Origin of the sequence: Olsenella intestinalis, assembly GCF_023276655.1 — a bacterium.
Taxonomy (GTDB): domain Bacteria; phylum Actinomycetota; class Coriobacteriia; order Coriobacteriales; family Atopobiaceae; genus Olsenella_J; species Olsenella_J intestinalis.
Genome location: NZ_JALGRK010000001.1, coordinates 372,544 through 397,588 on the forward strand (window position 1 = coordinate 372,544; position 25,045 = coordinate 397,588).

General features: G+C 66.5%; 23 protein-coding genes and 1 other RNA gene. 5 read left to right on the forward strand and 19 right to left on the reverse strand.

What is annotated here, in order from left to right:
• Positions 1-6: 6 nt before the first annotated feature.
• From M5D76_RS01490 to M5D76_RS01500, 3 genes are all read right to left on the reverse strand, one after another.
• Complete coding sequence (locus M5D76_RS01490; RefSeq protein WP_248921629.1) at positions 7-663, reverse strand: VTT domain-containing protein; 657 nt, start codon at positions 661-663, stop codon at positions 7-9.
• Between the two features lie 87 nt (positions 664-750).
• Positions 751-846: signal recognition particle sRNA small type (ffs, locus tag M5D76_RS01495), an RNA gene on the reverse strand.
• Positions 847-1,015: 169 nt separating this feature from the next.
• Positions 1,016-1,444, reverse strand: a complete 429-nt coding sequence (locus M5D76_RS01500) for an Hsp20/alpha crystallin family protein (protein WP_248921630.1) — start codon at positions 1,442-1,444, stop codon at positions 1,016-1,018.
• A gap of 246 nt (positions 1,445-1,690) precedes the next feature.
• Between M5D76_RS01500 and M5D76_RS01505 the strand changes: the two genes are divergently transcribed.
• Positions 1,691-2,218, forward strand: coding sequence for a hypothetical protein (locus M5D76_RS01505; protein WP_248921631.1), 528 nt, complete (start codon positions 1,691-1,693; stop codon positions 2,216-2,218).
• Between the two features lie 93 nt (positions 2,219-2,311).
• Here the strand turns inward: M5D76_RS01505 and M5D76_RS01510 are convergent, their stop codons facing one another.
• The 9 genes from M5D76_RS01510 to dnaK form a co-directional block, all read right to left on the reverse strand.
• Positions 2,312-2,497, reverse strand: a complete 186-nt coding sequence (locus M5D76_RS01510) for a hypothetical protein (RefSeq protein WP_248921632.1) — start codon at positions 2,495-2,497, stop codon at positions 2,312-2,314.
• A gap of 119 nt (positions 2,498-2,616) precedes the next feature.
• Positions 2,617-5,208, reverse strand: coding sequence for an ATP-dependent chaperone ClpB (gene clpB, locus M5D76_RS01515; protein WP_248921633.1), 2,592 nt, complete (start codon positions 5,206-5,208; stop codon positions 2,617-2,619).
• Between the two features lie 287 nt (positions 5,209-5,495).
• Entirely contained in the window at positions 5,496-6,671 is a 1,176-nt protein-coding gene (locus M5D76_RS01520; protein ID WP_248921634.1) for an LPXTG cell wall anchor domain-containing protein, read from the reverse strand.
• Positions 6,672-6,673: 2 nt separating this feature from the next.
• Positions 6,674-7,108 carry a PepSY domain-containing protein gene (locus M5D76_RS01525; protein ID WP_248921635.1) on the reverse strand — a complete coding sequence of 145 codons (435 nt, stop codon included), beginning with the start codon at positions 7,106-7,108 and terminating at the stop codon, positions 6,674-6,676.
• A gap of 232 nt (positions 7,109-7,340) precedes the next feature.
• On the reverse strand, positions 7,341-8,612 hold the full coding sequence (locus M5D76_RS01530) for a hypothetical protein (protein WP_248921636.1): 1,272 nt from the start codon (positions 8,610-8,612) through the stop codon (positions 7,341-7,343).
• Positions 8,613-8,973: 361 nt separating this feature from the next.
• A complete protein-coding gene (locus tag M5D76_RS01535) occupies positions 8,974-9,405 on the reverse strand; it encodes a heat shock protein transcriptional repressor HspR (RefSeq protein WP_248921637.1) in 432 nt (143 codons plus the stop codon).
• Positions 9,395-10,354 carry a DnaJ C-terminal domain-containing protein gene (locus M5D76_RS01540; protein ID WP_248921638.1) on the reverse strand — a complete coding sequence of 320 codons (960 nt, stop codon included), beginning with the start codon at positions 10,352-10,354 and terminating at the stop codon, positions 9,395-9,397. The genes M5D76_RS01535 and M5D76_RS01540 overlap by 11 nt, the downstream gene beginning before the upstream one ends.
• 60 nt (positions 10,355-10,414) lie before the next feature.
• Positions 10,415-11,173: a nucleotide exchange factor GrpE gene (locus M5D76_RS01545; protein WP_248921639.1), complete on the reverse strand. Its 759-nt coding sequence runs from the start codon at positions 11,171-11,173 to the stop codon at positions 10,415-10,417.
• An 80-nt stretch (positions 11,174-11,253) separates the two neighbouring features.
• A complete protein-coding gene (gene dnaK / locus M5D76_RS01550) occupies positions 11,254-13,149 on the reverse strand; it encodes a molecular chaperone DnaK (protein ID WP_248921640.1) in 1,896 nt (631 codons plus the stop codon).
• A gap of 331 nt (positions 13,150-13,480) precedes the next feature.
• On the opposite strand from dnaK, the gene M5D76_RS01555 reads away from it, so the two are divergent.
• From M5D76_RS01555 to M5D76_RS01565, 3 genes are all read left to right on the forward strand, one after another.
• On the forward strand, positions 13,481-13,666 hold the full coding sequence (locus M5D76_RS01555; protein ID WP_248921641.1) for a DUF362 domain-containing protein: 186 nt from the start codon (positions 13,481-13,483) through the stop codon (positions 13,664-13,666).
• A 125-nt stretch (positions 13,667-13,791) separates the two neighbouring features.
• Positions 13,792-14,361, forward strand: a complete 570-nt coding sequence (gene yfcE, locus M5D76_RS01560) for a phosphodiesterase (RefSeq protein WP_248921642.1) — start codon at positions 13,792-13,794, stop codon at positions 14,359-14,361.
• Positions 14,361-14,960 carry a pentapeptide repeat-containing protein gene (locus M5D76_RS01565; protein WP_248921643.1) on the forward strand — a complete coding sequence of 200 codons (600 nt, stop codon included), beginning with the start codon at positions 14,361-14,363 and terminating at the stop codon, positions 14,958-14,960. The genes yfcE and M5D76_RS01565 overlap by 1 nt, the downstream gene beginning before the upstream one ends.
• A gap of 356 nt (positions 14,961-15,316) precedes the next feature.
• Here the strand turns inward: M5D76_RS01565 and M5D76_RS01570 are convergent, their stop codons facing one another.
• The 7 genes from M5D76_RS01570 to adhE all read right to left on the reverse strand — a co-directional run bounded on the left by M5D76_RS01570 (position 15,317) and on the right by adhE (position 23,942).
• Positions 15,317-15,826 carry a DUF5067 domain-containing protein gene (locus M5D76_RS01570; protein WP_248921644.1) on the reverse strand — a complete coding sequence of 170 codons (510 nt, stop codon included), beginning with the start codon at positions 15,824-15,826 and terminating at the stop codon, positions 15,317-15,319.
• 128 nt (positions 15,827-15,954) lie between these two features.
• Positions 15,955-17,082: a serine/threonine-protein kinase gene (locus tag M5D76_RS01575; RefSeq protein WP_248921645.1), complete on the reverse strand. Its 1,128-nt coding sequence runs from the start codon at positions 17,080-17,082 to the stop codon at positions 15,955-15,957.
• A gap of 2 nt (positions 17,083-17,084) precedes the next feature.
• Positions 17,085-17,558, reverse strand: a complete 474-nt coding sequence (locus M5D76_RS01580) for an XRE family transcriptional regulator (protein WP_248921646.1) — start codon at positions 17,556-17,558, stop codon at positions 17,085-17,087.
• A 4-nt stretch (positions 17,559-17,562) separates the two neighbouring features.
• Positions 17,563-18,204, reverse strand: coding sequence for an indolepyruvate oxidoreductase subunit beta (locus M5D76_RS01585; protein WP_248921647.1), 642 nt, complete (start codon positions 18,202-18,204; stop codon positions 17,563-17,565).
• A 2-nt stretch (positions 18,205-18,206) separates the two neighbouring features.
• Positions 18,207-19,979, reverse strand: coding sequence for a thiamine pyrophosphate-dependent enzyme (locus tag M5D76_RS01590; protein ID WP_248921648.1), 1,773 nt, complete (start codon positions 19,977-19,979; stop codon positions 18,207-18,209).
• A gap of 419 nt (positions 19,980-20,398) precedes the next feature.
• Positions 20,399-21,163, reverse strand: coding sequence for a phosphotransferase family protein (locus M5D76_RS01595; protein WP_248921649.1), 765 nt, complete (start codon positions 21,161-21,163; stop codon positions 20,399-20,401).
• A gap of 97 nt (positions 21,164-21,260) precedes the next feature.
• On the reverse strand, positions 21,261-23,942 hold the full coding sequence (gene adhE, locus M5D76_RS01600; RefSeq protein WP_283102005.1) for a bifunctional acetaldehyde-CoA/alcohol dehydrogenase: 2,682 nt from the start codon (positions 23,940-23,942) through the stop codon (positions 21,261-21,263).
• Between the two features lie 342 nt (positions 23,943-24,284).
• On the opposite strand from adhE, the gene M5D76_RS01605 reads away from it, so the two are divergent.
• On the forward strand, positions 24,285-24,986 hold the full coding sequence (locus M5D76_RS01605) for a Bax inhibitor-1 family protein (protein ID WP_248921650.1): 702 nt from the start codon (positions 24,285-24,287) through the stop codon (positions 24,984-24,986).
• Positions 24,987-25,045: the final 59 nt, after the last annotated feature.

The window sequence follows — 25,045 nt, forward strand, 5'->3', positions numbered from 1 at the left end:
CCCTCCCTACTCGGCCGCCTGCTCCTTCTTGCCGAACTTGGCCTTGATGGCACCCACGGCGGCCGGAATGACCGAGACGAGAATGATGCCCACGATCACGAGCTCGAAGTGCTCCTGCACGGCGGGTATCCCGCCGAAGAAGTAGCCCAGCAGCGTGAAGATCGTGGACCAGGTGATACCACCCAAGATGTTAAACGCTACGAAGTGGTGCCACTTCATTCCGCCCATGCCCGCGATGAACGGGACGAAGGTGCGGATGAACGGGAAGAAGCGACCCAGGAAGATCGCCAGCTTGCCCCACTTGTCCAAGAACGCCTCGCTCTTGGCCATGCGCTCGGGCGTCATCGCCTTGACCTTGCCGGACGCGATGATCTTGCTGCCAAAGAAGTGGCCGATCATGAAGTTGCACTGGTCGCCCAGGATGGCAGCGGCCCACGCCACGCCGAGAAGGGCGAAGATGTTGAACTCGCCGGTCGATGCGAAGAAGCCGGACGCGAACAGCAGCGAGTCGCCGGGGAGGAACGGGAAGAACACCACGCCCGTCTCCACGAAGATGATGAGGAAGATGAACCCGTAGGCAACGAGGGGACCGGCGGCGATCCAGCCGGCGATGGCGGTACGGGGGTCGCGGAGCAGCTCCGCGATGGCGTTGATGAACGGCACGGCACATCCATTCTTTTCGGGGCCATGGCACAGCCCGGCTCACAAAAAAGCCCCATGCCAGCTTTCGCATGGACGGGGCGAGAAGTGCGTTCGGTGGGAACGGGCGCCCGCCAGTGACCCCTTATGGCTGCTGCCTCCCGGCCCTGACCAGGTTCGAGGTGTGACGTCGCCCGAACCCACCGAGCGCACTTACGGACTCTAACTCTAGCGCACCGACCTCAAACGCGCCAACTGCGGCGCAACTACCATCAAAAAGCCACGTCATGTACGCCAGACGAGAAGAGCCCCGGCCGCTCTTGGAACTGCGGTCGGGGCTCAACGCTAGGCTTGCCGAGACAGGCGTGCCGCCACCCTAGTCGATCTGGATCTTGGTGACGTTCTCCTTCTCCGTCTGCTTGGGGACCTTGACGGTGAGGATGCCGCCCTCGAGCTTGGCGGTGAGGCCGGAGGTCGAGGCGTCCTTCAGGTAGATGCCACGCGTGGCGCTCCAGGAGCTCGTCTCCTTGTGGAGGTAGGTCTTCGACTTGTCCTCCTCGCTCTCCTGCTTGTTGACGGAGATGGAGAGGCGACCCTCGTTGAGCTCGACGTCGATCTCGTCACGCGACACGCCGGCCAGCTCGGCCGAGATCACGTACTTCTCGCCTGCGTCCTCGACGTCCATCTTGAAGACGTTCTCGGGCGAGACGGAGGCAAGCGGAGAGAAGAAGTCGTCGAACGCGTCGAGCGGCCAGGTCCTGCGCAGAGCCCTGTCAAGGTTTCCGTACGGCATGATGCTCGTCATGATGATCACTCCCTCGTTCGGACGCCGGCTTGTGGGCGCCCTTGATTGGTTGTGATATCTATTCCCGTGCTGGCGAGATGTATTCGCGACTCACGAACTTTTTCTGCGCTTCACATACTCATTAAATCTAAGCGTGACGATATCAGATTTGCTGCCTCTCACAGCCTCCGCCTGTTTCTTGCAGGCGCGTGCGACGGAGTGTTTTATCATTGTAAGGACCGATTAACGTGCACCGCGGAGGAACGCATGACGGGTAACGAAAACTTTGATGCCGGCGCCGGCGCGCCGCAGCACACCCCCTCCCCCAACGACCTCGACCAGGGTGCCCCGATGCCCCAGGCCGCTCCTCCGCACGCTGACACAGACCTGCCGTGGGCCACGCGCCCCTCGGGCGAGGTTGCCGACGCTGGCATCTACGGCGGCCCCAGCGACCGTCCGCCCTACGTGCGCCAGCGCGCGCCACGCAAGACTGTCGAGGCGATCGACGACCTCGCCAACGAGGCAGGCGCCGGCGGCCGCTACGCACATGACTCCAACGTCGCCGTGAGCGGCGGCGCGTTCTCCGGCGGTCGCGCCTACCGCAAGGCGCGCAACAACAAGTCCACCATCCAGGGCGGCCAATACGGCCAGTACCTCGAGGTGCCCAAGGGCCGCCGCTCCCTCTTCGAGTCGCGCGAGCGCGCCCGCAGGCGCAAGTCGATCCTCGCGCTCGGCGCGATCGTACTCGTGCTCGCGCTGATCGTGATCTTCATCGTAAGCCTGATGACGCGCTAGGCCCGACCCACACGCAAACGCAAACGCAAGAGGGACGCCCCCACAGGGACGTCCCTCTTTCTTGTGCGATAGGTACCTCTCGGCCGCAGCCCCCTACGACCAAGGGTCTCGCTCGAAGAGTGGCTCGGGCTCGGGTCGGCGGTCCGAGTACGGGTCGTAGCCGTCGTCGTCCTCGTTCTCCGCACGCAAAAACGCGCTGTCCACTCCCGGCTCCGGCGAGCGTCCGTCCTCGCGCGCAGCGCCCTTCGCGCGGGCGTCCGATTTCTCTGGTGACTTCATCGCGTCACACCCCTTTCTCTCGGACCCATTATGCCCTGGGGCCCGCGCCCCGCAATCGCAGGACGCAGGCCCGTATCGCACTCTATATATATGTTGCACGACGACGCCGCCGAGAAGAGCTACGCCACGCGCTCGGCAACCATGCGGTCGTCCGCACCCACGTCGATCCGCACGGTGTCGCCCTCGTGCAGCTGCCCGTCGATGATCAGGGTCGCCACGTTGTCGACCACCTGCCGCTGGATGAGGCGCTTCAGCGGACGCGCGCCGAAGACGGGGTCGAGCCCGTCGAGCGACAGCGACTGGATGGCCGCCGGCGTGAGCTCGAGCGTGATGCGCTCGCGCGCCAGCCGCTCGCGGACGTCCCTCAGCTGGATGTCCACGATCTTCTCGATGTCGTCGAGACCCAGCGCGTGGAAGACCACCACGTCGTCGATGCGGTTGAGGAACTCCGGCTTGAACGTCGCGCGCAGGGCGTCGTTGACCTGCTGCTGCACCGTGTCGGGGTCGCTCGTGGCCGTGGCGCCCGCGATAAACTGGCTGCCCACGTTGCTCGTCATGATCACGATCGCGTTCTTGAAGCTGACGACGCGACCCTGTCCGTCGGTGAGCCGACCGTCGTCGAGCACCTGCAGCAGGATGTTAAAGACGTCAGGGTGTGCCTTCTCCATCTCGTCGAGCAGGATCACGCAGTAGGGATGGCGCCGCACGGCCTCGGTCAGCTGGCCGCCCTCGTCGTAGCCCACGTATCCCGGGGGCGCGCCGATCAGCCGCTGTACGCTGAACTTCTCCATGTACTCGCTCATGTCGATGCGCACGAGCGCGCGCTCGTCGTCGAAGAGGCTCACGGCCAGGGCCTTGGCGAGCTCGGTCTTGCCGACGCCGGTGGGCCCCAGGAAGAAGAAGCTGCCCAGCGGGCGGTTGGGGTCCGAGAGCCCGGCGCGGCTGCGGCGCACGGCGGCGGCCACGGCGCTCACGGCCTCGTTCTGCCCCACCACGCGCTCGTGGAGCTCGCCCTCGAGGTTCTTGAGCTTCTCGATCTCGCCCTGCATCATCTTGCTCACGGGCACGCCGGTCCACGCGGACACGACCTCGGCGATCTCCTCGGTCGTGACCTCCTCCTTGAGCACGCCGCCCGCGTCCTGCTTGGCGGCGAGCGCAGCCTCGGCCTCCTTGAACTCGCGCTCGAGCTCGGGCATCGTGCCGTAGCTCAGCTCGGACGCGCGCGCGAGGTCGCCGGCACGCGTCGCCAGCTCGATTTGGCCGCGCGTCTCCTCGATCTTGCCCTTGAGGTCCTGCACGCGGTCGATCGCGCCCTTCTCGTTCTCCCAGCTCGCCTTCATGCCATCGAGCTTCTCGCGGACGGTCGCGATCTCCTTGCGCAGCGCCTCCAGGCGCTCGCGGCTCGCGTCGTCCTCCTCCTTCATGAGGGCCTGCTCCTCGATCTGCATCTGCGTGAGCTGGCGGTCGACGGCGTCGATCTCGGCCGGCATCGAGTCGAGCTCCATGCGCAGGCGGCTCGCCGCCTCGTCCACGAGGTCGATCGCCTTGTCGGGCAGGAAGCGCTCCGAGATGTAGCGGTTCGACAGGTCGGCAGCCGAGACGAGCGCGGCGTCCGTGATCCGCACCCTATGGTGCTGCTCGTACTTCTCCTTGAGCCCGCGCAGGATCGAGATGGTGTCCTCCACGGTCGGCTCCGAGACGAGCACCGTCTGGAAGCGGCGGGCCAGCGCCTGGTCCTTCTCGATGTACTTGCGGTACTCGTCGAGCGTGGTCGCGCCGATGGCGTGCAGCTGGCCGCGGGCGAGCGCGGGCTTCAGGATGTTGCCCGCGTCCATCGAGCCCTCGGTCGCGCCGGCGCCCACCACGGTGTGCAGCTCGTCGATGAACAGGATGATCCGGCCGTCGCTCTTCTCGACCTCCTTGAGCACGCTCTTCAGGCGCTCCTCGAACTCGCCGCGGTACTTCGCGCCCGCGACGAGCGCGCTCATGTCAAGCTCGACGAGGTCCTTGTCGCGGATCGTGGAGGGCACGTCGCCGGCCACGATGCGCTCGGCCAGCCCCTCGACGATGGCGGTCTTGCCCACGCCGGGCTCGCCGATGAGCACGGGGTTGTTCTTGGTGCGGCGGCTCAGCACCTGGATCGTGCGGCGGATCTCCTCCACGCGGCCGATGACGGGGTCGAGCTTGCCCTGGCGCGCGAGGTCGGTCACGTTGCGACCGTACTGCTCGAGCGCCTTGAACTGCGCCTTCGACTCCTGCGACGTGACGCGCTCGTCCCCGCGCAGGTCGGCGTAGGCCTCCTGCACGCGCTTGCCCGTGACGCCCTCCGCGCGCAGCGCGCTTCCGGCCTCGCCCTTCTCGTCGGCCAGCGCGCACAGCAGGTGCTCGGTCGTCACGTAGCTGTCGCCCAGCTTCGAGGCGAGCTTCTCGGCGGCGTCGCCCACGCGCGTAAGCTCGCTCGAGACGCCCATCTGGCTCATGTCGCCCGTCGTGCGCGGCGCACGCGACAGCGCGTCCTCGACCTGCGCGGCGATGCGCGCCGGGTCCGCCCCCACGCGCTCGATGATCGCGCTCAGGTTCTGCTCGCCGCTCTCCAGCAGCGCCTTCAGCAGGTGAATCGGCTGAACCTGCCCGGCCTGCGCGTCAGCCGCGATCGTGACGGCCGTCTGCAGCGCCTCCTGCGCCGTGGTTGCCCACTTGTCGAATCTCATGCGAATCACCTCTCCTCGCGGCAGGCGCGTCGAAACCACAGGTCACGACCACAAACCGCCGCCCTCGTCGTGTATCGAGGTAGTTATTCCCGCTCGGGCGTCCGCATATACAAATCTAAGTCTGTCCATATTAGATTTCCGCCGAGAGGAGCACACGCCCTCGGCAGGCATCACGCCGGCATCGCGCCACAAGATGACCCCGCGCCGCCGGAGAGGGTGCTCCGACGACGCGGGGTGCGTCACTCATATGGGCGCGCGCTCTCGCGCGCGGATTCGGGCCGAGGGCGCTAGTCCTGCTGGCGCCTGCGAGCGGCGAAGCCGGCGATGCCGACGAGCACCGCGGCCGCGGCCACCGGGGCGAGCGGCGCGGTGGCGTCGCCCGTGCGCGGTAGCGCCTTGGCGGCCGGACTGGTCGCGGGCACGTCCGTGCTCTTCTCGTCAGACTCGTCCTTGTCGCCGCACTTGTAATAAGCGGGCTTGCCGTCGGCCTTGAGGTCGACCGAGCGACCCTGGTTGCCGTCGGTGTCGACGAAGAAGAGGTCCTCGCCCTCGGAGGAGCCGGCAAGCACCGTGCCGTTCTTCTGGTTCAGGAGCTCGATGCCATCCTTGCCGATGATGCGGTAGTCGAAGGCGTCGAAGTGCTCGGGCGCGGGCTCGACGACCTTGACGTCGGAGCGGTCGATGACGAGCTTGCCGTAGCCCACGATCGTGCCCGCGATGTCGATGACCGACTCGCGGATGCGCGACGTCTTGCCGCCGGCGAGAAGGACATAGCCGTCGTCGTCACAGGCGACCTTTGAGGTGTCGACCGTGAGCGCGCCGCCGTCGATCGAGCCGATGATGGCCTCGTCGGCCTTGACGTTGACGGTCACGTGGTCGAGGGTGATGTCTCCACGGTCGCTGGCGATGTAGGAGAGCGACTCGCCGTCGCCGAGGTTGATGATGTCCTTCTTCTGGCAGCTGGTGCCGCGGACGGCGATCGTCGCGTCGTCGGACGCCGACATGGACTCGAAGTCGTTCTCACCCGTGACCTTGACCGTCACCGAGGAGGAGTCGTAGGCGTTGATCTCCTCGAACTCGTTGTGGCCGTCGGCGTTGACGGTCACGTTCGCGTCGCCGAGGGCATAGATGTCCTCCACGTCGTTCTCGCCCGTGAAGCTCATGCCCACCGTCGCGTCCTCGACGTAGGCCGTCGATATGTCGTTGCCTCCGGCGAAGCTGATGTCGAGGTCCTCGTCGGTGTAGAAGTCGCCGGCGGTGACGCCCGTCATCTCGAGCGAGGAGCCAGAGAGCGTCGCGGTGCCACCGCCGACCTCGTTGGCCCCCTGCGCAAGCTCGGTCTCGTCCACGCGGACGACCGCGAGCGCGAGCGAGGGGAAGAGGAGGTTGCCGGCAAGGGCTGCGGCGAGCGCAAGCGCGCCGATGCGACGGGGCTTAGCGAACGTGATATTAGGCGCGCGCATCGCTAGTCATCCACTTCGGACTTGGACTTCATGATCTCGCCCGTCGTCGCGTTGATGTCGTAGTCGTACTCCATGCCGCCCTGCTTGAAGTCGACGTCGTAGTGGACCGTGCCGTCGTCGGTGTCGAGCTCGACCTTGAGGTCGGTGACGGCGGACTCGTCGAAGCCGGCGTGGCCGAGGGCGGCCTTCTTGGCGGCCTCCTCGCCGATGTAGGTCGGCTGGGCAGGCGTCGTCTGGGCCGGCGTCTGCATCTGGGTCTGCGTGGTGGACTGCGTGTTGGTCTGCGACTTGTTGTCGGTCGTCTGCGTCTGCTGCGTCGACTCCTTGTTCGCGTTGGCGTCGGTGCTCTGCGCAGGCTTGGCGCCGCAGCCGGCAAGGAACAGGGCCATCGGGACGGCAAGGGTGCATGCGAGTGCGACCAGCTTCGTCTTCTTCATGGTTCCTCCTTTGGTTCTCACGGTTGTGCTACGTCTCATTACACATGGTCATATTCAACCGTGTAATGCGCGCCGCGACGCGCTCGTGCGGCTTGCGCTCGGCCAACGGCATGCGCGACGAGCCTTGGCACAAACGACGAGGGCGGCCCGCAGGCCGCCCTCGGACACCTCTCGCATCCGCATCACGCGGACCCGAGAGTCCTTCTATCGGGGAACAAAGAGGCCTGTGGAATCATCTCCGCCGTCGGGAGCCGAGCGCATCAAAGACGCGCTGTGCGCGACGCGGCGCGCGGCGGGAGTCATGGGCATGCGCGACCCACCCATTCGCGCGAACGGGTGCGAGCTCGAGCCTTCCCGCAAGGAAGGCGCCAATGACGAGAAGGACGCCGGCAGCGAGGAGCGGCAGCAGTGCGACCGAGGGGTCGGCCGTGCGCGGCAGCGCCTTGGATGCGACGTGCGCGATGGGGGCAGACTGAGCGGGCGTCTCGTCGGCAGCGGGCGTGGGGTCCGCGGGACGGGCGCCAGCCCAGAGCTCGACCACGCGGCCGAAGTTCTCGTTCGTGTCGAGGAAGAAGATGGGCTTGCCCTCCTGCATGCCCGACATCACGATCCCGTTCAGCTCGTTGCGAAGGTCGATGCCCGTGCGCGAACTGACGCGGTGCGGCCACGAGTCCGTGCCGAAGGCGGTGGGCTTCGTGATCCTCATGTTGGAGTTGTCGATCGTCATCTGGCCGGTCGAGTAGACCATGCCGCCGAACTCCATGGAGGAGTCCTTGATGAGCATCGTGCCGCAGGTGCCGAGGAACACGAATCCGTTGTCCTCGCCCGCGACGAGAGACGAAGAGTCGATCGTGACCATGCCGCCGAGGGCGGAGCCGAGGATCGCCTCCTTCGCGTTCAGGTTGACGCGGACGTTCTCGACGGAGAGGTTGCCGCTCTCGGTGTCGAGGAACGAGATGTCCCTCCCCGCACCAAGGTCAATGGTCGCGCCCTGCTGCGCCCCGCGCACGGCCACGTTGGCAGCACCCGACGCATCGACGGAACCGATCTTGGCCGTGCCGTCGACGTTGAGGTTGAGGTTGGAGTTGTCCGTGGCGAGCACCTCATCGAAGGTGTTGTGCTCGTTGGCGTTGATGGTCAGGCTTGCGTCATCCGTGACGGCGACGTTCGTGACGTCGTTCTCGCCGGAGAAGTTCATCTCGACCTCGGCGTCGCCCGCGACGGTTGTCTCGTCGATGGCGTTGCCGCCCGCGTAGTCAATGGTGAGGTCCTCGTCGGTGTAGAACTCCGCGGCGGTGACGCCCTCCATCTCGAGGTTGGAGTCGGTCAGGGTGGCGGTGCCGCCGCCGACCTCGTTGACGCCCTGGTTGAGCTCGACGTCATCCACGCGGACCATGGCCTGCGCGAACGAGGGGAAGAAGAGGTTGCACGCGACAACGGTAGCGAGCACCAGTGCGACCGCGCGGCGCACCGAGAAGCGACCGTTGTTCGTGGTTGCCCGCATGCTCGAGTTCCTCTTCCCACACGCGCTGGGGACAGCGCGACTCAGACTAATGGTCTTGTAATGATACTCTCACCCAGTCCATTTGCGTAGCGAGACGCTCGCGTGACGACGACGCACCGCAGGTACGCACGGCGTGAAGGGCGCGGCGGTCGGCGAGCGGTCGATACAGGCGCGTGGGCGTTACGGCAGGGCGCTCGAAGCCGTCCCCTCCGCCTCTCCATACACCCCTCCGCCGCTCTCTATATAGAAGGCTTCTTCCTATATATAGATGGCCTCTATATAGGGAGGCGGCTTCTCTATATAAGAGAAGAGCGCGGCGATGGCGCCACGCTCTTCTCGGCTGCTTGGGTGTGTGGGGTCGCTACTTCTCTTCGTCGACGGGGCCGGATGCGAGCAGCCCGCGCATCACCTGCTCGGGGCCGGCGCCGTCGTAGCGCGCCAGGGCCGTGATGCGCTCGCGCATCTTGAACTCGTGCACCTCATCCTCGAGTTCGCGGACGCGCTCGCGAAGCTTGTCGATCTCGCGGTCCTTCTCGAGCTGGCGCTCGCGCATGTCGAGGATGCGCACGACGCCGGCGAGGTTGATGCCCTCGTCGGTCAGCTTGCTGACGAGGTTGAGGCGCTCGATGTCGCCCTGCGAGTAGAGGCGCGTGTTGCCGCGCGAGCGGCCGGGGGTGACGAGGCCCTTCTGCTCGTAGACGCGAAGGGTCTGCGGGTGCATGCCCGTCAGCTCGGCCGCGACGCTGATCATGTAGAGCGGCTTGTCCTTGGGGTCGTCCTCGCTACGAGCCATAGCGCTCAACATCCTTCCTATAGTTTCGCTTGTCGCCTGCCTTCAGGGCCTCGAGCGACTCGCGCTCCTTTGCGGAGAGGCGCGTGGGCACCTGGACCTTGACGCTCACGTACAGTGCGCCGCGCGCGCCCTTGTGCTTGACGTCGGGAGCGCCGAGCTCGCGGAAGCGGAAGGTCTTGCCGTCCTGCGTGCCGGCGGGGACCTTGAGGCGGACCTCGGTCCCGTCGGGCGTGGGAACGTCGACCGTCGCGCCGAGGGCGGCCTCGAAGACGCTGATCGGGAGCTCCATGCGGACGTCGGCGCCGTCGCGCTTGAAGAGCGGGTGCTCCTTCACCTTGGTGGTGACCACGAGGTCGCCGCGGGCACCGCCGTTGGCGCCGTACTCGCCGCGGTTGCGGTAGCGCAGCTTGCCGCCGTCGACCGCGCCCGCGGGCACCTTCACGTTGAGGGTCTGCTTCTCGCCCGTGGAGGGGATCGTGTAGCTCACCTTGCGCTGCGCGCCGGTGAAGGCCTCCTCGGCCGTGATGTCGATCGAGAGCGTGAGGTCGCTTCCCTTTGCGGGTCGCGAGCCGCCGCGGCCGCCGGGCTGGCCGCCGAAGATCGACGAGAAGTCGAAGCCGCCGAAGGCACCCTCGCCCGAGCGGATGTTGTCAAAGATCTCGGACCAGTCGGATCCACCGGTGTAGGTGTAGGTCCGGTTGCGCCCGCCCGAGCCGCCGAAGTCCGCACCGGGGATGCCGCCGAACATGAGCATCTGGTCGTACTCCTTGCGCTTCTGTGCGTCGGACAGCACGGTGTAGGCCTCGGAGACCTCCTTGAACTTCTGCTCGTCTCCGCCGGCGTCGGGATGGTACTTCGCCGCGAGCTTGCGGAAGGAGCGCTTGATCTCGTCGTCCGTGGCGTTACGCTTCACGCCCAGGATGTCGTAGTAGTTCCTCTTGTCTGCCATTGAAGCCAACGCCTCCTTCCGATGATGGATGCGCCCGGGTCGATGCCCGGGCGCAGTTTGCTACTCTGCCTGCTCGCCCTCGGGCGCGTCCTTCTCGTCGGACGCGTCTGCGCCCTCCTCGGGCGCGGGGCGCTTGGGTCCGCCGAAGGCGACCGTCACCATGGCGGCGCGGATCGTCTTACCGCCCATGGAGTAGCCCTTCTGGTAGACCTGGTCGACCGTCTCGTCGAAGACGTCCTTGTTCTCGACGCGACCGACGGCCTGGTGGTTCAGCGGGTCAAAGGCCTCGCCGGCCGGGTCGATGACCTCGACGCCCTCCTTCTCGAGGACGGAGAGCATCTTGTCGTGCACGGCGTTGACGCCGTCGACGAACTGCATGACGTTCTCGTCGTCGGCATGGTTCTTGCTCGCGTGCTCCGCGGCGCGCTCCATGTCGTCGAGGACCGGCAGCAGGTTGAGCACAAGCTTCTCGGCGGCACGCTGGCGCTCGTCGAGTCGCTCCTGCGCCGTGCGGCGGCGGTAGTTCTCCCAGTCGGCCTGCAGGCGCACGAGTCGCTCGCTCGCCTCGTCGGCGCGCTTCTTGGCGGCCTCGGCCTCCTGCTGGGCGGCCTCGACCTGCTCGGCGAGCCCAGCCATCTCGCTCTCGGCCTTCTCGGCCTGGGCCTTGAAGTCCTCCTCGGCGGCTGCCTCGCCGGCACGCTTGGCGGCCTCGACGCGCGCGGCCTCCTCCTCGGGATCCATCTCGTCCATGGCGACGTCCTGGTCCTCGACCTCGGCGGCGGCGTCCTTCTTCTCCGCGTCTTCGATTGGCACCTTCACATCACCCTCCTTCGATTCTGACGGGGCGGCCACGCGGGCCGCCCCTCATGGTTCGCGTCTGTTGCGGGAGTCGCCCTCGGCTACTCCTGCTTGTCGTCGTCGACGACCTCATAGTCGGCGTCGACCACGTCGTCGGTGTCACCGGTGGGCTGGGCGCCCTCGGCGGTCTGCGCCTGCGTGTCGGTGTAGACGATCTCGGCGAGCTTGTGGCCGACCTCCTGGAGCTTGTCGGAGGCAGCCTTGACGGCCTCGATGTCGTTGCCGTCGAGGGCCTTCTTGGCGTCGGCAACGGCGGTCTCGACCTCGGACTTCATGTCCGCGGGAACCTTGTCGCCGAGGTCCTTGAGGGTCTGCTCGGTGGAGTAGCAGAGCGAGTCGGCCTGGTTGCGGATCTCGATCTCGTCCTTCTGCTTCTTGTCCTCCTCGGCGTGGGACTCGGCGTCCTTCACCATGCGGTCGACTTCCTCGTCGGAGAGCGCGGTCGAGCCGGAGATGGTGATCTGCTGCTGCTTGCCGGTGCCCTTGTCCTTGGCCGTGACCTTGACGATGCCGTTGGCGTCGATGTCGAAGGTGACCTCGATCTGGGGCACGCCGCGGCGGGCGGCGGGGATGCCGGTCAGGTTGAACTTGCCGAGCGACTTGTTGTTGGCGGCCATCTCGCGCTCGCCCTGGAGGACGTTGATCTCGACGGACGTCTGGTTGTCGGCGGCCGTGGAGTAGATCTCGGTCTTGGACGTCGGGATGGTGGTGTTGCGGTCGATCATCTTGGTCATGACGCCGCCCATGGTCTCGACGCCGAGCGAGAGGGGCGTGACGTCGAGCAGGAGGATGCCGGAGACGTCGCCGGTGAGGACGCCGCCCTGGACGGCAGCGCCGTCGGCAACGACCTCGTCGGGGTTCACGGACATGTTCGGCTGCTTGCCGGTCATGGTCTTGACGAGCTCCTGAACGGCGGGCATACGAGAGGAGCCGCCGACGAGGATGACCTCGTTGACATCGGAGATCTGGATGTTGGCGTCGCGCAGGGCCTTGGTGACGGGCTCCTTGCAGCGGTCGAGCAGGTCACGCGTGATCCTCTCGAACTCGGCGCGCGTCAGCGTGTAGTCGAGGTGCTTGGGGCCGGTGGCGTCAGCCGTGATGAACGGCAGGTTGACCTGGGCCTGCTGGGCGCTGGAGAGCTCCTTCTTGGCGTTCTCGGCGGCCTCCTTGAGGCGCTGCAGGGCCATGGGGTCCTTGCGGAGGTCGATGCCGTTGTCGGCCTGGAACTTGTCGGCGAGCCAGTCGATGACCTTCTGATCCCAGTCGTCGCCGCCGAGGTGGTTGTCACCGTTGGTCGCAAGGACCTCGACGACGCCGTCGGCGAGGTCGAGCAGGGAGACGTCGAAGGTGCCGCCACCGAGGTCGAAGACGAGGACCTTCTGGTCGATGTCCTTCTTGTCGAGGCCGTAGGCGAGAGCGGCGGCCGTCGGCTCGTTGACGATGCGCTGGACGTTGAGGCCAGCGATCTTGCCGGCGTCCTTGGTGGCCTGGCGCTGGGCGTCGTTGAAGTACGCGGGGACCGTGATGACCGCATCGGTGACGGGCTCGCCGAGGTACTTCTCGGCGTCAGCCTTCATCTTGGAGAGGATCATCGCGGAGACCTGCTCGGGCGTGAAGTCCTCGCCCTCGATCTCGACGACGGCGCGCGATCCGGTGCCGCTCTTGACGGTGTAGGGGACGGTCTTGAGCTCGGAGCTGACCTCGTCGTAGCGACGGCCCATGAAGCGCTTGATCGAGAAGACGGTGTTCTGCGGGTTGGTGACCGCCTGGTTCTTCGCGGCCTTGCCGACGATGCGGTCGCCGTCGGAGCGGAAGCCGACGACGGACGGGGTGGTGCGGTCACCCTCGGCGTTGACGATGATCGTGGGCTCTCCGCCCTCGAGGACGGCCATGGCCGAGTTGGTGGTGCCAAGGTCGATGCCAAGAATCTTACCCATGGTGCGTTTCCTTTCCTGTCTGCCTTCGTGAGGACAGAGCTGACTGACCCACTGGAGCAATTGCTTGTCGCTGTACGACTGTGATTGTTCCCATGCGTTTTGATTCTATACATTATCTAAGTCTCTTCACATTAGATTTTTTATTCCGTTTGATAGCAGCTCGGGAGGTGCGCCGGCGCGTGCGTCCGATAGGAGCCGCCATTGGACAATTACTTGAATTTGATGGCGCATTCGGCTTGCCATTTTCGCGGCGTTGGGTAGTCTCTACTTCATAGGAAGTACGGGCGGCTGGGGGCCGCCCGCGTAACGGACCACTAGGAGAGGAATCACCATGTCTCATCCCGTGATTGACACCGACGCCTGCGTCGCCTGCGGCGCTTGCGCCTCCGCCTGCCCTGCCGACGTCATCGAGGTCGAGGACGTCGCCACCGTCGCCAACGGCGACGACTGCGTGGGCTGCGGCGCCTGCCAGGACGCCTGCCCCGTGGGCGCCATCACCGAGATCGCCGAGGACTAGTCCGAGCGACTCGAAGACCCGCAAGGGACTCAGGGAGGGGACGTCGGCTTGGCCGGCGTCCCCTCTTTTGCGTGCGGGCATGCGCGCGGACGGTCGGCTACCATGGACGGGACGAAAGGAGTGCCATGAGGCTCGTCATCGCTTCGGACATCCACGGCGCCGCGGACCGCTGCGCCAAGCTGATGGAAGCCATAGAGGAGATCCAGCCCGACAGGGTCGCTCTTCTCGGCGACCTGCTCTACCACGGGCCACGCAACGATCTGCCCGCGGACTACGCGCCCAAGCGGGTCATCCAGATGCTGAACTCGATCGCCGAGAGCATCGTGGCCGTGCGCGGAAACTGCGAGGCGGAGGTCGACCAGATGGTGCTCGACTTCCCGTGCATGGCGACATACAACGTGCTGCTTGACGCGGACGCACGCGGCGGGCGCGGGCGCAGCATCTTCCTCACGCACGGGCACGTATACGGGCCGGGGATCCACAACAGCGTCGACGCATGGCCGGCGCTGGGCGAGGGCGACGCGCTCGTGTACGGGCACACGCATAAGAAGGTGCTGCTCGAAGGCGAAGACGCCGTCGTCGGGCACGAGGGCGTAACCGTGTTCAACCCCGGCAGCGTGGGCATCCCGAAGGACGGCTCCGCGAGCTTCGGCGTGTACGAGGACGGACGCTTCGAGCACAGGAGGCTGGGCTAGTGGCGCGGCTCCTGGACGCCATCGAGGCGGGCGACGGGGAGGTTCGCGGGCTTGCGTTCGCGGACGAGGAGGTCGCTGGCGAGTGGCTCGGGCACGTCGACTTCGAGGGGTGCACCTTCGAGGACTGCGACCTGTCGGGGTGCACGCTCGACCGAGCGAGCTTCGAGGGCTGCGAGCTGCGCGCGTGCGACCTGAGCAACGCAACGCTCTCGACGAGCTTCTGGCGGATGAGCACCGTGAGCGACTGCCGCCTCACGGGGTGCGACCTGCATGAGGCGATCATGCGGCAGAGCACGTTTGAGGGCTGTGCCCTGCCCTACGCGAACCTGACAGACGCCAAGCTCGATCAGGTCACGCTGCGTGACTGCGACATGCACGAGGCGACGCTCTCGAACGTGCGGGCGAAGCGCCTGCGGCTCGAGGGATGCGATCTCACAAGGGCGGAGCTCTTCGGGACGAAGCTCGCCGGCGTGGACCTCTCCAGCTGCGAGATCGCTGCGCTGCGCGTGTCGGACACCTTCCGCGAGCTGCGGGGCGCCAAGGTGGGCATCGACCAGGCGCCCGACCTCATCGGCCTGCTGGGCGTGAAGCTGAGCTAGCGTCCGGCGGCGCGGACGGGCTCGCCGGGGTGACTCGTGAGCAAAAACGGCCTTCCGTGGAAAGGTTTCGGATGGCCGTGCGCAGAAGTAGGGTCCCGTGGCAAGCGGTACGGAGCTCGGGAATCGTTTGCCTTCAAATTATTGAATATGCATAGTCGCTTTCGTGCGATTAGGTTGTTTGCTATTCAGATAAATCCTGCAACTACCGCCCGGGGCCTCGCGGAGCTTGCCACGGAGGCACGGTTTTGCAAGTGGCGGTTCGAAAACTACGCACGGAAGCGTGTTTTTGCACGCAAGGAGGGCGCCGGTCGCTCCAACGCGGCCGGCGCCCTCTCGCCCTTATACAACTACCTACGCTACGAGAGCGAGAACGTCTGCTGCGCGAGCGGCTTCTTATCGTCGAAGCTGATGAGCGGATACACGTTCACCTCGACGTCAGAGCTGTCCTTCAGGACATACGCGTCATGCACGGCGATCGAGCTGCCGGCCTTGACCTTGTTAAGGTTTGCCGACGAATCGACGCCGCTCACGAATGCCGTCTCCAACTCAACGCCACCCTGGTAAACGTCCCTGCGCGTCGACGTCGAGAAGGCCTGCGCATCCTCGGCGGACACATTGGTGAACGTGTAGTCGATGACGATGCACGGCTTGCCGCTGTAGTCGGTCGTCTGTGACATGCCGTCGATCGTGACGGCGATCTTCGAGTCCGAGGCCGGCTCAGCCTTCTTCGTCTCGGTAGTGGCGCTCTGGTTGGAGTTCGCCCCGGCGTCGCCGGAGCTGCTCGCCGCCTTCGATCCGCAGGCGCCGAGCGTCAGCACAAGCGCGCCGGCAACGACAGAGGGGACAACGACCGATGCGAGTTTCATGGCGACTCCCTTTCTCACGGTGCTCGCCGCGCACGCCGCGCGGCCTCGGTGCCCCGATGGTAGGAACCGCCATGTGAAAAGTCCTATGCTCCGAGCATAGTCCGGCCGCCGATGCGCCGAGAGGCCCCTCAGCCCACCTCGACGGTCGCCGCGACCGCGAGTACGGCGAACACCATGAGGCAGAACAGCAGCACGAGGCCCTGCCGGGCGAGGAGGGTCCGCCCCGTCGTCGCGTCGTCCTCGGGGCGCAGCAGGAAGCGCGCCGGCAGCAACACGACCGCCACGTCGATGAAGACCACAAGGTCGATCCCAAGCAGGGCCGAATAGGGGTCTGTGGGCCTCTCTGGCCGCGTCCAGAGCCTGAAGGCAACCCACACGAACAGAAGCGTCGAAAGTGCGCCAAACAGCGCGAGAAGGCCGCAGACGACGCGTCGCCACGCCCCACGTCGCGCACGCTTGCGCCCCGTCTTCGAACCGCCGTCCTCGCCCAGCTCGCCAAGCGCCCGGGCAAGCTCGTCGGCGCTCTGGTAGCGTGCGCTCGGCTCGAAGGCGCATGCCCGCTCGACCACGAGCCGCGGCGCATCGTCCAGCCCGCGAACCGCCGCGTCGAAGGAGTCCTCGGAGGCCTCAACGCCGCACAGCATGAAGCCCAGGAGCCGACCGATCGAGTACACGTCCGAGCGGGCGTCCGTCTGCGCGAACCCAAACTGCTCGGGAGCCGCGTAGCCCCAGGTCCCCAGCCGCGTTGTATCGCGCGAGGCACCCTCGGTTCGCTCGCGCGCGATGCCCAGGTCCAGCAGGTGCACGCCGTCGTCCGCCAGCACGACGTTTCCCGGCGAGATGTCCCGGTGCACCAGCCCGCGCTCGTGCAGGAGCCCCGCCGCGGCACACACCTCGGCCGCCACGTCGGCGGCCTCGCCTACGCCCATGGGCCCCGACTCGCGCACCCGCTCACGCACGGTCGTGCCGGCCACGTAGTCGCAGACCACAGCAAGCCGGTCGGGCAGCTCGTAGACCTCGCGCACCCGCGGCAGGCGCGCGTCATCGATCTCGCGCACGCGCTCCCACACGTCGCGGTTCGCGACCTCGGCCGGGAGGTACTTCCTGACAAGAAGAGCGCCCTCGCGGTCGCCGCCACCTCCATCACCCGCGCGTCTCACGAGCTGCGTCACGCCGCCCGCGCCGCGCCCGAGCTCACGCACGACCTCGTACGCGTCGTCGGCGTCGAGTGCCCGGAAGACCTCCTCGTCCTCCATGCCTATTCGCCCGCGTCGACCTTGAGGAGGGTCTCCTCCCCCAGCCTGAACAGCTCGTCGTCGCAGCGCTCGCGCGTGTAGCCGTGGTCCACGCAGAAGATGATGATCGCGTCGCGCCGCCGCTTCACCCACAGCTCCGAGACGCCCGCGGCCTTCAGCAGCCGCTGGCACTCGATCAGGTTGCACCTGAGCCCGAACGCCATCATGATCGCCGCGTCGCGGTTGGGGTGGCGCGTCCCCGCGAAGATCTGGTAGCCGTACGGCGCGCTCAGCCCCGTCGCCCTGATCGCCTCCGTGCGCGAGATTCCCTTCTCGCGCGCGAGCGTCAGCAGCATCTCGGACAGGTCGCAGTCGCCCGGCTCCTCCTGGCTCAGGTACTGATCGGGAGAAGAGCTTGCCAGCAGGCGCTCGAGCAGCTCCTCGGTCAGCGGCTGGTCCTCGATCGAGGTCATGGTCCGCTCCGTCTCCGCAGCCATGGCGCTAGGCCTCCGCGGCCGCGCGGCCGCGCTCGAAGGCCTCGAGGTTCGCCTCGACGGTCTTGGGCGGAACGCGGCGCGCGATGGCGTCGCGCCACTGCTCGACCGAGAACGGCAGCGCCGTCGAGAGCGCGCCGACGAGCACGACGTTGGTCGAGCGCGGGCTTCCCGCCTCGCGCGCGATCTGGCCCGCGGGGATGCGCACGGCGCCCATGGCGTCGAGGCGCTCGGCCGCGTCGGCGGGCATGTCGAAGGCGCCGATGTGGACCGACACGGGCACGATCTGCTCGTCGTTCACGAACATGCGGCCGCCCTCGGCCAGGTACTGCTGGGCGCGCAGGGCCTCCACGGCCTCGAAGGCCACCACGACGTCGGCACAACCCGGGTCGCAGACCATGGAGTCGACCTTCTCGCCCACGCGGATGATGGTCGAGACCGAGCCGCCGCGCTGCGACATGCCGTGGATCTCGGAGACCTTGACGTCGAGGCCCGCCTCGGCGGCGCACATCGCCAGGATGTTGCCGGCCAGGATCGTGCCCTGGCCGCCGACGCCCACGAGCAGGATGGTCTTGGTGCCCTCGACCGTCGTCTGGGCGCCCGACGTGGTGACGGTGGACGCCGCCTCGGATGCGGTTGCGTGTGCCATGGCTAGGCCTCCCTCTTGATGCAGTCGAACGGGCAGGACTGCGCGCACTGGTCGCAGCCGATGCACTGGTTGGTGTCGATCACGGCGCGGCCGTCGGCGTCCTTGCCGAGCGCGGGGCAGCCGATCTTGATGCAGGTGCCGCAGGCGCGGCAGTCGCTGATGGTCGGCGTCGGGCGGCGCGTGCGGTCGATCAGGCGGCACGGCGACTTGAAGATGATGACCGAGAGCCTGTCGGCGTGTGAGGTCGCCTCCTTGAGGGCGCGGCGCACCTCCTTGAGGTTCTGGGCGTCGACCTGCTCCACCTCGTCGACGCCGAGCGCCTCGCAGAGGCGCACGAGGTCGAGCTGCTTGCCGGCGGGCGCGTCGAGAGGGCTGACGCCTGCCATCTGCTCGGCCAGGCGCACGCCGTTGACGGGGTTGCCCTGCGTGCCGGTCATGGCCGTCGTGCGGTTGTCCAGGATGCACAGGGTGCCCGTGCCGCCGTTGTAGACGGTCCCGAGCAGGCTCGTGATGCCGGAGTGCGCGAAGGTCGAGTCGCCGATGACGCCGACCACGGGGCGGCCTGAGCGCTCGGGGGCGCCGGCGAGCTCCATGCCGTGGGCCATCGAGAGCGAAGCGCCCATGTCGATCACGGAGTCGACCGAGCTGAGCGGCGCGACGGCGCCGAGCGTGTAGCAGCCGATGTCGCCGGTCACGATCGCCTTCATGCGGCGCAGCTCGCAGTAGACCAGGCGGTGCGGGCAACCCGCGCAGAACGCGGGCGGGCGCGGCGGCAGGTCGGTCGCGGCGTCGAGGTGCGCGGGCTCGGCCAGGCCGAAGGCCGCGCGGATGTGGGCGGGCATGACCTCGCCCGAGCGCGGCAGGCGCCCGGCGGGAGGCTCGGCGACGTCGACGCCCATCGCGCGCACGCGCGTCTCGAAGTAGGTGCAGGCCTCCTCGACGACATACAGCTTGTCCACGGCGGCGGCGAAGTCGGCGATCTTTGCCGGCGGCAGCGGCCAGGTGAGCCCCAGCTTGAGGGTCGACGCCTCGGGCAGCGCCTCGCGCACGTGGTTGTAGAGCGCGCCGGCCACGATGACGCCCACGTGGGTGTCACGCATCTCGACCCGGTTGAGGTCGCTCTTCTCGGCGAAGTCGACGAGGGCGTCCTCGCGCTGGTTGGTCGCCTCGGTGCGGCGCACGGCGTTGGCCGGCATCATGACGTACTTGCCGATGTTGGTCTCGTAGGCGCGCGGGGCCACGTCGGCGCGCTGGCCGGCGACGTCGGCCATCGCCTTGGTGTGGGCGATGCGCATGGTCTCGTGCAGCATGACCGGGGTGTCGAAGCGCTCCGAGATCTCGAACGCGCGGCGGGCGAAGTCGTAGGCCTCCTGCGAGTCGGACGGGTCGAGGCACGGGATGCGCGCGAAGGCCGCGTAGTTGCGCGAGTCCTGCTCGTTCTGCGAGCTGTAGCAGGAGGGGTCGTCGGCGGCCAGCAGCACGAGGCCGGCGTTGACGCCCGTGTTGGCCACGCTCATGAGCGCGTCGGCCGCGACGTTGACGCCCACGTGCTTCATCGTGGCAAGCGTGCGCACGCCGCCCATGGCGGCGCCGATGGCCACCTCGAGGGCGACCTTCTCGTTGGGCGACCACTCGCAGTAGACGCCGTCCTTCTTCACCAGGTTCTCGAGCGTCTCGGTCGAGGGGGTGCCGGGGTATCCCGTGCCCACGGCGACGCCGGCCTCCCACGCGCCCTGCGCGATGGCCTCGTTGCCCGAAAGCAGCTGCTTGGTCATGTGAACTCCTCTCCCGCGCGCGAGCCCCTCTCGGCGCGGCACATCACAATTTTCACCGAAGCGTGTTTCAGAAGGAACAACGATTTTGCATACGTGACATGGCGCCGGAGGTAGCCGGTGATGTCGCCGAGAAGAGCCTCAACCATAGCTTGAGGGTTAGTGTTTTCCTGCGCGTTTGCACACTTTTGGCAGATTGTTCACCCTCCCCCACGCGCGTTGGTTGAGGGTTTTGCGACACGGAGGGCCGTGGCGGAAATGCCTTGCGCAAACCCTCAGGCGGCGGGTCAGGCATCTGCGTATGCAAAGGCCGGGCGGGGCGACCGAAGTCGACCCGCCCGGCGGCGTCGTGCATATGTGGCATGCGAGCTGCGCCTCCGTCCCCCGATGCGCGCGCGGGGCGAGGCGCGGGCTCTTCTCGCCTAATCGATATCCGTGACGTCCACGTGGGCCAGGAGGAAGTCCTTCTCGACCGCGCGGCCGCGCGAGAGCTCGGCGGCGGCGATGATCGGGAGCCACAGGTTCACGCGCTCGCGCGCGATGCCGGCCTTGTCGCAGTAGGTGTTGACGTAGTTCTCGGCGAACTCGTCGGCGCCACGCATCTTGAAGTGGAGGTAGGACGCCGCGCAGTCGGCCACACCGTCGCCCTGGGTGGTGTGGGTCCAGTCGCAGACGCAGCAGGTGCCGTCCTCGCGCACGATGACATTGGAGGGCACGAAGTCGCCGTGGCAGATCTCGTGCTTGTTGGGCATGCCGTCGAGGCGCATGAGGAGGTCGTAGCGGGCGTTCTCGTCGAGGATCTCCCCTGCCGCGTTGATCATGCGCGTGTACTTGTCCTTCTGGTGGACGATCAGGGGGTTGGTGTGCTTGTGGATGTCCAGCTGGAGGTCGACGAAGCGCCCGGTGAGCTCGCCGCGCTTGCTCGCGTCCTCGTCGCCGATCTCGCGCATGGTCTTGCCGACGACCTTCTTGGTCGCGATGGCCCAGGAGCCCTCGTACTTGCTGGCCTCGACCAGCTCGGGGACGTCGATGCCAGCCTGCTCCGCGCGGGCGAGGTTCAGCACCTCGTTGAAGATGTCCGCCGCGGGCTTGGTGCCGTTGAAGACCTTGACGACGGTGTCGCCGCAGTCGTAGACGACCTTGTTGTTGCGCTCGCGAATGACCTTCTTGCTCTTAGGTAGATCCATGGTGAACCCAATCTCTCGTGACCGATTCCCTTGTCTCGCTAGCAACACTAAACGTTGGCCCGGCACGCGAATCCGCGCACCGGGCCAACGGTCAAAACTAGGCCTCGTAGGAAGAGGCGGGACGATCGTAGAACGCGTCCTTGTAGATCTCCTTGATCTCGTCGATCAGCGGGTAGCGCGGGTTGGCACCGGTGCGCTGGTCGTTGAAGGCGTTCTCGCTCATCTCGTCGAGCGTCTCGAGGAAGTACTTCTCGTCGACACCGTAGTCGGCGATGGTCTTCTTGACGCCGATGTGCTCCTTGAGCTTCTCGATGCCGGCCATGAAGTTCTCGAACACCTCGTCGTCGTCCTTGCCGGTGAAGCCGCAGAAGCGACCCATCTCGGCGTAGCGCGCCTTGGCGTGCGGGTACTGGTACTGCGAGAAGGTGCCCATCTTGGTCGGGCGCTCGGCCGCGTTGTAGCGGGCGACGCGCGTCAGGATGACGGCGTTGGCCCAGCCGTGCGGGATGTGGTGGTAGGCGCCGAGCTTGTGGGCCATGGAGTGGTTCACGCCGAGGAAGGCGTTGGAGAAGGCCATGCCGGCGAGGCAGGAGGCGTTGGCCATGTGGTCACGCGCCTCGACGTTGGTCGGCTCGTCGTAGGCCGTCGGCAGGTAGTCGAAGACCAGCTTGGCGGCGCGCAGGGCGATGCCGTCGGTGTAGTCGGACGCCATGATCGAGACGTAGGCCTCCATGGCGTGGGTGAGGACGTCGATGCCGGAGGCGGAGGTGAGGCCCTTGGGCTGCGTCATCATGTTGTCGGTGTCGACGATGGCCATGGTCGGCATGAGCTCGTAGTCGGTGATCGGCCACTTGATGCCCGTGTCGGCGTCGGTGATGATCGCGAACGGCGTCACCTCGGAGCCGGTGCCCGAGGAGGTCGGGATGGCGACGAACTTGCACTTGTCGCCCATCTTCTTGAAGCGGTAGACGCGCTTGCGGATGTCCATGAAGTCGACGGCCATGTCGTCGAACTTCTCCTCGGGGTGCTCGTACATGGTCCACATGATCTTGCCGGCGTCCATGGCGGAGCCGCCGCCCATGGCGATGATCACGTCAGGCTCGAAGTTGCGGATCTGCTGGACGCCCTCACGCGCGGACTGGATCGTGGGGTCCGGCTGGACATTCCAGAAGGAGCTGTGGACGATGCCCATCTCGTCGAGGGCACGCTCGATCGGCTGGGTGTTGCCGTTCTTGTAGAGGAAGGAGTCGGTGACGATGAAGGCGCGCTTGCAGCCGTAGACCTCGCCGAGCTCGCGGAGGGCGACGGGCATGCAGCCCTTCTTGAAGTAGACCTTCTCGGGGGTGCGGAACCACAGCATATTCTCTCGCCTCTCTGCGACCGACTTGACGTTGAGGAGCTGGTGAACGTCGAGGTTGCCTGCGAAGGAGTTGCCTCCCCAGGAACCGCAGCCCAGCGTCAGCGAGGGCGCGAGCTGGAAGTTGTAGATGTCACCGATGCCACCCTGCGCGGCGGGGGTGTTGATGAGGATGCGGCAGGTCTTCATCGCGTCGCGGTGCGCCTGCATCTTCTCGCTCTCGCGCGTGTCGATGAACAGCGAGGAGGTGTGGCCGTAGCCGCCGTCGGCGACGAGCTTGGTCGCCTTGGCGAGGGCGTCGTCGAAGTCCTTGGCGCGGTACATGCCGAGGATGGTGGTGAGCTTCTCGTGGGCCCAGGGGTTGGAGACCTCGACGGACTCGGTCTCGCCGATGAGGACCTTGGTCCAGGCGGGAACCTTGACGCCGGCGGCCTGGGCGATCTTCGGGGCGGGCTGTCCGACCATCTTGGCGTTCACGCCGCCGTTGACGATGACGGTGTTGCCGACCTTGTCGATGTCGTCGCCCTTGAGGAAGAAGGCGCCGCGCTTCTCGAACTCAGCCTTGACCGCGTCGTAGACGCCGTCGAGGACGATGACGTTCTGCTCGGTCGCGCAGATCATGCCGTTGTCGAAGGTCTTGGAGTGCATGATCGAGTTGACGGAGTTCACGATGTCGGCGGAGTCGTCGATGATCGCGGGGTTGTTGCCCGGGCCGACGCCGAGGGCGGGGGTGCCGGAGCTGTAGGCGGCGGTGACCATGCCGGGGCCACCCGTGGCGAGGATGATGTCAGCCTCGGCCATGAGGGTCTGGGTGGCGACGAGCGAGGGGTTCTCGATCCAGCCGATGATGCCCTCGGGTGCGCCGGCCGCGACGGCGGCCTCGAGCACGATGCGGGCCGCGGTGGTGGTGGACTCCTTCGCGCGCGGGTGCGGCGAGATCATCATGGCGTTGCGGGTCTTGAGGCAGAGCAGCGCCTTGAAGATGGCGGTGGAGGTGGGGTTGGTGGTCGGGATGACGGCGGCCACGACGCCGATCGGCTCGGCGACCTTGGTCATGCCGCCGGCGAGGTCCTGCTCGAGGACGCCGCAGGTCTGGGTGTCCTTGTACTTGTTGTACACGAACTCGGCGGCGTAGTGGTTCTTGATGACCTTGTCCTCCATGATGCCCATGCCCGTCTCCTCGACGGCCATCTTGGCAAGGGGGATGCGCTGCGCGTTGGCAGCGAGTGCGGCCGCGTAGAAGATCTTGTCGACCTGCTCCTGGGTGTAGGTCGCGAACTTCTTCTGGGCCTCGCGCATCTGAACGAGCTTGTCGGAAAGCTCTTCGTCACTGTGGACGATGATCGCGGGCGCGTCGGCGGCGGCGGAGTTGGCGTTCTTCGCCGTGGTGGCCTCCGCCTTCGTCTTTGGGGCTTCGGACATGTTCTCTCCTTTGTCTTACCGTGCCGCCCGGCGTGTCCGGCCGGCATGGGGCTTGGCGCAACTTGCTCAATTGTATTAGCGCGAGGGGGCTCCGCCACCTAGATTGTTGTCATAAATTCGCCTTTTTACCGATTTTTTGGCTGTTGACCACTACCTGGTATTCATTTTGGTGTAGGCGTTGACCACTTGTGGCTGTTCATTTGCTCCCACCATCCGTCGGCGGACTCGTCGGTGGGCGGCGGCGGGGGCGCACTATATGATTTCCCGTACCCATACGGAAACCCATCTGGCGGGAGCAGCGCGGCGCGCGGAGCCGACCCGCGCGGACGAAAGGAGGCCACCATGGCAGAAGCCAAGGCCAAGTCCATCGACCCCTTCAGCGCACGGGAGCGCCGCGAGGCGCGCATGCAGGCGACCGAGGGCACGCAGCTGAGCGCCAACGCCTACAACCTCACGCTCGGCGTAACCCTCGTGCTCGGGCTCGCGCTGACGGCGGTGCTCACCTCGACGATGGCGCCGGTGCTCCTGAGCATCAACATGCACCCGGGCATCCTCTTCATCATCTGGCTGGTGCTGATCATCGGCTCGAGCGTCGTCATCTCGAAGTCGAAGACGCCGGCCCTAAGCGCGGTGGGCTTCCTCGTGCTCTCGGCCGCGATGGGCGCCATGCTCTCGTTCGTGACGATCACCTACAGCGTCAAGGACATCCAGACGGCCGTCCTCATCACGGGCATGGTGACCGTGGCGATGATGATCGTCTCGAGCCTGTTCCCCGCCACGTTCCTGAAGATGGGCGGGGCACTGGCCGTGGCTCTTCTCGCCGACATCGTCCTGATGGCCGTGACGACGTTCATCTTCCACACGAGCCTGGGACTCCTGACGTGGGGCGGCGTGGTTATTTTCACGCTGTATATCGGATACGACTGGGCGCGGGCGCAGGCGTTCCCGAAGACCGCGAACAACGCGATCTGCTCGGCGGCCGACATCTACGTCGACATCATCAACCTGTTCCTGCTGATCCTGAGGCTCATGGACAGGAAGTAGCGACGCGGGCATAGCGAAGCGAGCGGCCGCCTCCGACGGGTTCGGGGGCGGCCGTTTTG